The sequence below is a fragment of the Candidatus Ozemobacteraceae bacterium genome, from assembly GCA_035373905.1.
Classification (GTDB): Bacteria; Muiribacteriota; Ozemobacteria; order Ozemobacterales; family Ozemobacteraceae; genus MWAR01.
In genome coordinates this window covers 108,578-115,200 of sequence record DAOSOK010000015.1, presented here as the reverse complement: position 1 = coordinate 115,200, position 6,623 = coordinate 108,578, and the positions used below count along the sequence as shown (strand labels likewise).

Here is a 6,623-nt window from a genome sequence, read left to right as displayed (position 1 = left end):
TCAGAGACGATGGATCGTTGATTCTACCCTACCCACGCCGAATAGCGAAGAGCCCTTTCATACAACCCCATATCCCGACCGAAAAGCCACAGATTCCTCTGTAATCGATCAGGGATCATCTCGCCTCTATTTCTCCGCCACTCTTGCCTCGAGCATAGCAATTCGCTTCTCATCTTCCTTATGAATGCGATGATAGTATCTTCGCTTGCTTTTCAACCATAACAACTCGAATTTGATTCCCTCGGTAAGGCCAGCAACGAAATTCTCCACGCCCGTGTTGCGATAAACCAGTTTTCTGGTCTCATATTTATCGATCAGGTTCTGGTCGACAAGGGTCCGGATAAACAGTTCAGATTCGTTGGAAATAGCTCCACCAAGAGCTGTTTTCAATTTCTTTTCCCGGACCTTCCGAAAGATGGTGATACACTGATCCAATATTTCCGGGCTATCGGCGAACTTCCGATCCTTGCCCATCGAGCCACAAAAATCCACCCGCCCGACGGTGATGCTTTGCAGAAGGTTCAGTTTTGGGAGGCGAAGAATCTCATCCAGATTTTGAAACGCCGTTATGGTCTCAATATTGATAGCGAACTCGATATCCCGCTGGTTGTCCTCGGGAACGAAAACATCGATCATATTGAGAAATTTGCTTGCTGCGAATGCTGTTTCGGCCATGGGAGCGATGATTCCTCGTGCTCCGAGCGAAAGGGCTTCATACATGTCCGTGAGAGCTTCCACCCCTCCGATCTTGAGAATGATGGGCAAATCGACCCGGTCCACCACATCCTTCAACCGCATTAATTCCACTTGGCGGCTGCCCTCGCTTTCATACTCCGCTTTGATCTCGAAAACGCCATACTCGTATTTCAGGCGTTTCAGCATATCAATCATTTCATATTCGAGAACATTCATTCATTCCTCCGAAGATATTCCTGGAATTCCTCCAGATTCTTGAATTGTCGGATCCCGGGATCAATGACCAACGGACCACCGATCAGGACACCGGGACTCCGAAATTCTCTAGCCATCGCCATATCGCTGGTCAAGGAATCTCCCACAACCATGAGCTCGTCAGGCTGGACCCCATGTTCTCGCGAAATCTTAGCTAGCATGTAAACATGAGGTTTGCCAACGATGAAATCCGGCCTTCTACCAACTGCCGCGGCAATCGCTCCGACCATAGCGCCACAACCAGGCATTACTTTCTTTCCTTCTACGGGAAACGATGCATCCTCGTTACACGCGATGAATCGCCCCCCCCGAAGAATGATCGACAAGGCAATGGCGATCTTCTGGTAGGTAAAGCCGGAGTCAAGTCCAACGACCACGTGTTCCGCAGATTCATTGTCCACCAGCGTAATGCCATAATTTGTCATTTCTTCGTGAAAATCAGAAGATCCGACCAGAAAGATACGATTTAGGGCTTGCTCCTGCAGATAGCTGATCGTGGCAAAAGAGGAGGTGTAGATCTCCTCCGGAGCGCATTCTATCTGTAGCCTGCATAGTTTTTCGAATATCTGTCGGGGTGTTTTCGTCGAATTGTTTGTGAAGAACACCACCCTCGCCCTCCGGCGGATATCCTGGACAAGATCAATCGCCCCAGGAACAGCCTGTTCGCCAAGATACAATGTCCCGTCAAGATCGAAGGCAATGAGTTTACAAGGGAAAGTCATCCTATCCTTTTTCCTGAACAAGATCATCGACAATCATATTGGATCGGAATTCATCCCTGTCGAGGAAAGGGAATAGATCTTCCAAGGGCTTGGAAACAAGCTTGCCATCCGCTTGTTTCTCCGACGACACCTTGGGAGAGAAAATATACTCCCGATTCAGAACGATTTCGATCAATGCAGCCCCCGGGAAATTCAGGATGTTCGTCAAGTCCTGATCCATGGTTTCTGTGGATTGGATCCGGAAGAAGGGGAAACCATACAGGTCAGCAAGCTTTGCACAATTCGGGAGAGAAACCCCGGAACTCTCATTGCAGCCGATGAAATCCGCCTGGAAGAACGAAGTCTGGGTTTGCTCGATCGACCGATACCCACCGTTGTTCAGGATGAAGAGCTTGATAGGAAGCCTGTATTCCTTCATGGTCTGCAACTCCTGCAGGTTCATCTGCAGGCTACCATCGCCGGCGAGGCAGATCACTTCATGGCCTGATGCAAGTGACGCACCGATCGCGGCAGGCAAATCATACCCCATTGCGGCACACCCTGAGTTCCAGAACTGGCGTTGGCCAGTCTTCACGACTCCAGCCTGGAATAGTACGACACAGGCCGTCCCATTCCCAGCAACCACGATAGCCCGGTCGTCTAACTTGTCGGTCAGCTGTTCAAAAAAGACATATGGGTGAACCGCAGATGGGGAGGGCTTTTTGTATTCCTCCAGAACGGTCGGATATTTCCGTTTGCGCACCACACACCATTCCAACCAGAGTTTGTCCACATAAAGATCGGGCGGCAAGAGCCGGTCAAGTTCGGCCAGAAACAACCCGGCATCCATCCGGATCAGAGAATCCCCCTGAACCGTCGGCTTGTGCAATTCAGCCTCATCGATATCCACGATGACCTTCCAAGCCTTTCGGGCAAAGCAATTCCAGAAATAACTTACCTGCCGAATATTGTTCCTGGTTCCCAAAAACAACACCACGTCAGCATTCTGGAGAGCGAAATTCCCGGCCCGGTTTCCAAGCGTCCCAATCCGACCAATGAATTGGGAATCATCTGAGGCTATCAGATCAAAACCGTTAAAGGTGGTCACCACCGGAATGCCAAGCCGGGTCACCAAGTCCAGGAAGGCCTTCTGAGCACCGGCAATCCTGATCCCGTGCCCAGCAACGATCAGAGGACGTTTAGCCATTTTCAAACGTTCAACAACTTCAGCAATTTTCGCAACAGGAACTTCCTCTGCTACAGATTCTCGGATTTCAACAGGAAGCCGATCCGGATCGATTAAGGCTGCTTGGACATCAAGGGGGATGTCCAGCCATACAGGGCCAGGGCGACCGGTGGTTGCAAGATGGATCGCTCGTTCCAGCTCGATCTTGATGGATTGAGGATCAGTGACCATTTTGGCGTATTTTGTCACAGGTCGGACAATGTCGACAATGTTGATTTCCTGGTCACCTAGCTGGCGCAACCCACTTCCAGGAACGGAAGCGATGGTCGTCTCGAATTTTACCTGTCCGGAAAGGTAGAGAACAGGAACGGAGTCGAGCCACTGCCCGATAACCCCCGTCAACGCATTTGTTCCCCCTGGACCAGTCGTCACGCTGACCACGGCCAATTTTCCCGAGATTCGGGCATAGCCCTCTGCAGCAATAGCCGATCCCTGTTCGTGATGATTGCAGATATACTGTATTCGCGTTTCCTTTTTCAAGGCATCATTCAAATGCATGGCGCCACCACCGACAACAAGGAAGACATGCTTGACCCCGTAATCGGCAAGATGGCGGAAAATGAAATCAGAAACTCGTATCATGAGAGGTATCTCCGATAGATGTCATGAAGTTTCAGCAAGTCGCTGGGGCAGGCTTCATGCCATTTCACGAACCCGGCGTCCCTCGGCGATAATCCGGCGTTTTTCGGCACAAAATCGGCAGGCAGCGAACATTTGTATAAAATTGAAATGAAGTGCCCTCGCGTTTCACGGTGATAGTTGATGACCTGATTGATCGCCACCGGTGCAGGATCAAAATCCACCAAAGCCCCAACCTCGGTTTCAGCTACCTTCTGAATCCGCGTTTCCAGCGTCTCTCTGAAGCGCACGATTCCCCCCGGGAGATGCCACCCCTGGCCGGCTAAAGGATCATCACGCCAAGCAAGGAGCACACGCCCATTGGGATCCTTGATCAACAGATCCACATTGACCATGGGAGTGATTTCCGAGACAAAGTAGAACAGATCATCCGGCAATCCTACCGTTGGATCTGTAGCGTAGGCTTTGAGCGCCCCTATGGCATCAGAGCTTTTCATCGTCCTTTCCCGTAATAATCCCAGCTCCCATTTTTCATTGCATGATCCATTATCAGAAGACGTATTTTTCCCCATGAAAACCCAAGGGATGATAGTAAACCCTCCGCGGTGGAGAAACAAGAGGGCTCAGGAATCGATCAAGGCAGGGGGATACCGGAGAATCGTTCCCACTCATCTTCCGGTGAGTGGGGCAATTTAGATAGCGATATTATTCAAGAAGCTATCGAATGTATAATGAACATGAGCGAGCATTTCGGTTGTCATGCCAGGGTAAACGCCGATGAAAAAGGTATTGGAGGTTATAAGGTCGGTATTCAAAAGAGAGCCGACAATTCTGTGCTGAATGTCTGAGTAGGCCGGATGGCGAAGGAGATTTCCGCAGAAGAGATTTCGTGTTTCTATGCGGGCGGCTTCCAAGACTCTTACCAAGTCGTCGCGTGCGAACGGTGCATCAGGCCGAACGCTTATGACGAACCCAAACCAGGAGGGATCGGAATGAGCGGGAGTCATAGGCAAAATCAGATACTTCTCATGCCTTTTCAGCTTTTCATTCAATAAAGCATGATGTTTTTTTCGTAATGTAATAAATGATTCAAGTTTTCTAAGTTGAGCAACGCCGATCGCAGCTTGCATATCTGTAACCTTCAGATTGTACCCGATATGGCTGTAGACATACTTGTGATCGTATCCGAACGGCAGCATTCCAAACTGTTGGGTGAACCGCTTCCCGCATGAATTGTTCACTCCTCCGATGCAATAGCAGTCACGTCCCCAATCGCGGAAACTTCTGGCAATTCTGGCGAGTTCTGCATCAGCAGTGATAACAGCGCCACCTTCACCCATCGTCATGTGATGAGCCGGATAGAAACTGAACGTGGCCAGGTCGCCGAATGTGCCCGTCAGCTTCCCGTTATACCTGCTGCCAAGGGCATCGCAATTATCCTCGATCAGCCAGAGTCGATTCCTTTCACAGAATTCTTTTACTTCAGCAACCGGGAACGGGACACCCATTGTGTGAGCCATCATGACCGCCCGTGTTCTGGGACTCAACGCAGCTTCGATGCGCTCCATCGTCGGAACATAGGTTCCCAGCTCAACATCGACGAAAACGGGAATCGCACCATGTTGAATAATTGGATTCACGGTCGTCGGGAAGCCGGCAGCAACGGTTATGACCTCATCTCCTGACTTGATGCGCCGATCCTTCAACTTTGGGGAAGTCAACGTCGCAAATGCTGCAAGGTTCGCGGAAGACCCGGAGTTTACGAGAAGAGCATGATCAACGCCATGATATGCAGCAAAGTTTTTTTCAAATTCGGAGGCATACCGGCCAGCCGTCAGCCAAAAATCCAGCGAGGAATCGACAAGGCAGACAAGCTCATCATAATCATACTGACGACCAGCGTAATGAACTGTATCCTTCCCTGGAATGAAGGCTTTTTTCTCGCCTGCCTCCTGATACTCCCTGACCAGCTTCAATATCTGATGCCTGATGGCTTCTCTGTCCGACATGAATAAACTCCGTTACTCATCTGATGCCCAAGGAATTCCAAAAGAGTGGGCAGCTTTCGTATAGTCAGCAATTTGTTTTCTTGTCATTTCACGCATCTGATCGCTCGTGGATTGATCCAGCAATTTCCTATACCAGCGAACAGTTTGCTCAACCGTAATCTGAAAATCCCAGGCAGGGAACCATTTTAGATGATGCCTTGCCTTGGCGATAGATAACTGCAATAATCCGGCTTCGTGTACGGCGCCAGGATCGCTGCGGTCTTCCCATTGGCCGGGATAATAACGAAGAATTTCACGGACAAGTTCTTCAACGGTCTTATTCGACCGATGATCCGGTCCAAAATTGAAGGTCAACTCGCCTTCACCGAGAGAACCAGCGATAGCAGTGGGCCTTGCCAACACCGCGGCAAGCCAGAGGTATCCGCTCAAAGGTTCCAGCACGTGTTGCCAAGGACGCGTTGCCGATTTATTCCGTACAATGATTGGTTTTCCCTCTCGAAGGAACCTTATACAGTCAGGAACGATCCGGTCTTTTGCCCAGTCACCGCCGCCAATAACGTTGCCAGCCCGCGCGCTTGCGATCATCACCGGATGGTCCTTGAAAAAGGATCTTCGCCAAGCAGAAATGGCTAGTTCAGCAGCAGCTTTACTCGAGCTGTAAGGGTCATGCCCACCAAGGGGATCAACTTCCCGATAGCCGTACACCCACTCGCGATTTTCATAACACTTATCGGTGGTTACCATAATTGCGATACACGGCTTGTCCAGGCTCCGCAAGGATTCCAACACATGGATCGTTCCATTGACATTTACTTGGTATGTCGTAAGCGGCTCTTCATACGAGAACCGAACAATCGGCTGGGCAGCAAGATGAAACAGAAAATCGGGCTGCTGCCTCAATATCCACGCCTTCAAGCCGGCCAGGTCACGAATGTCCCCTATCTGATGATCGATATCGGCATCAAGGGCGAGTATATCGAAAAGGGCTGGCGAAGTCGGTGGCTCAAGCGAATATCCTGCAACTTTTGCTCCAAGAAGGTGCAACCAGAAAGCAAGCCACGCTCCCTTGAACCCCGTATGACCGGTTATTGCAACTTTCTTTCCGAAAAACGCCTTTGCGAAACAGTGCTTCAACGG

The 6,623-nt window shown here is 50.2% G+C and carries 6 protein-coding genes; all 6 read right to left on the bottom strand.

Features of this window, described 5'->3' with window-relative positions:
• Nucleotides 1-126: 126 nt before the first annotated feature.
• The gene (locus PLU72_09370; protein ID HOT28387.1) at nt 127-912 is read right to left on the bottom strand and encodes an aldolase/citrate lyase family protein; all 786 of its coding nucleotides are present in this window, start codon (nt 910-912) and stop codon (nt 127-129) included.
• Nucleotides 909-1,700 carry an HAD-IIA family hydrolase gene (locus tag PLU72_09365; protein HOT28386.1) on the bottom strand — a complete coding sequence of 264 codons (792 nt, stop codon included), beginning with the start codon at nt 1,698-1,700 and terminating at the stop codon, nt 909-911. Before PLU72_09365 ends, PLU72_09370 begins: the two co-directional genes overlap by 4 nt.
• On the bottom strand, nt 1,675-3,480 hold the full coding sequence (locus tag PLU72_09360) for a thiamine pyrophosphate-binding protein (protein HOT28385.1): 1,806 nt from the start codon (nt 3,478-3,480) through the stop codon (nt 1,675-1,677). The genes PLU72_09365 and PLU72_09360 overlap by 26 nt, the downstream gene beginning before the upstream one ends.
• Complete coding sequence (locus PLU72_09355; GenBank protein ID HOT28384.1) at nt 3,477-3,974, bottom strand: NUDIX hydrolase; 498 nt, start codon at nt 3,972-3,974, stop codon at nt 3,477-3,479. Before PLU72_09355 ends, PLU72_09360 begins: the two co-directional genes overlap by 4 nt.
• A gap of 195 nt (nt 3,975-4,169) precedes the next feature.
• Nucleotides 4,170-5,486: a lipopolysaccharide biosynthesis protein RfbH gene (gene rfbH / locus PLU72_09350; GenBank protein ID HOT28383.1), complete on the bottom strand. Its 1,317-nt coding sequence runs from the start codon at nt 5,484-5,486 to the stop codon at nt 4,170-4,172.
• Between the two features lie 12 nt (nt 5,487-5,498).
• Nucleotides 5,499-6,620, bottom strand: coding sequence for a CDP-glucose 4,6-dehydratase (gene rfbG / locus PLU72_09345; GenBank protein ID HOT28382.1), 1,122 nt, complete (start codon nt 6,618-6,620; stop codon nt 5,499-5,501).
• Nucleotides 6,621-6,623 lie beyond the last annotated feature (3 nt).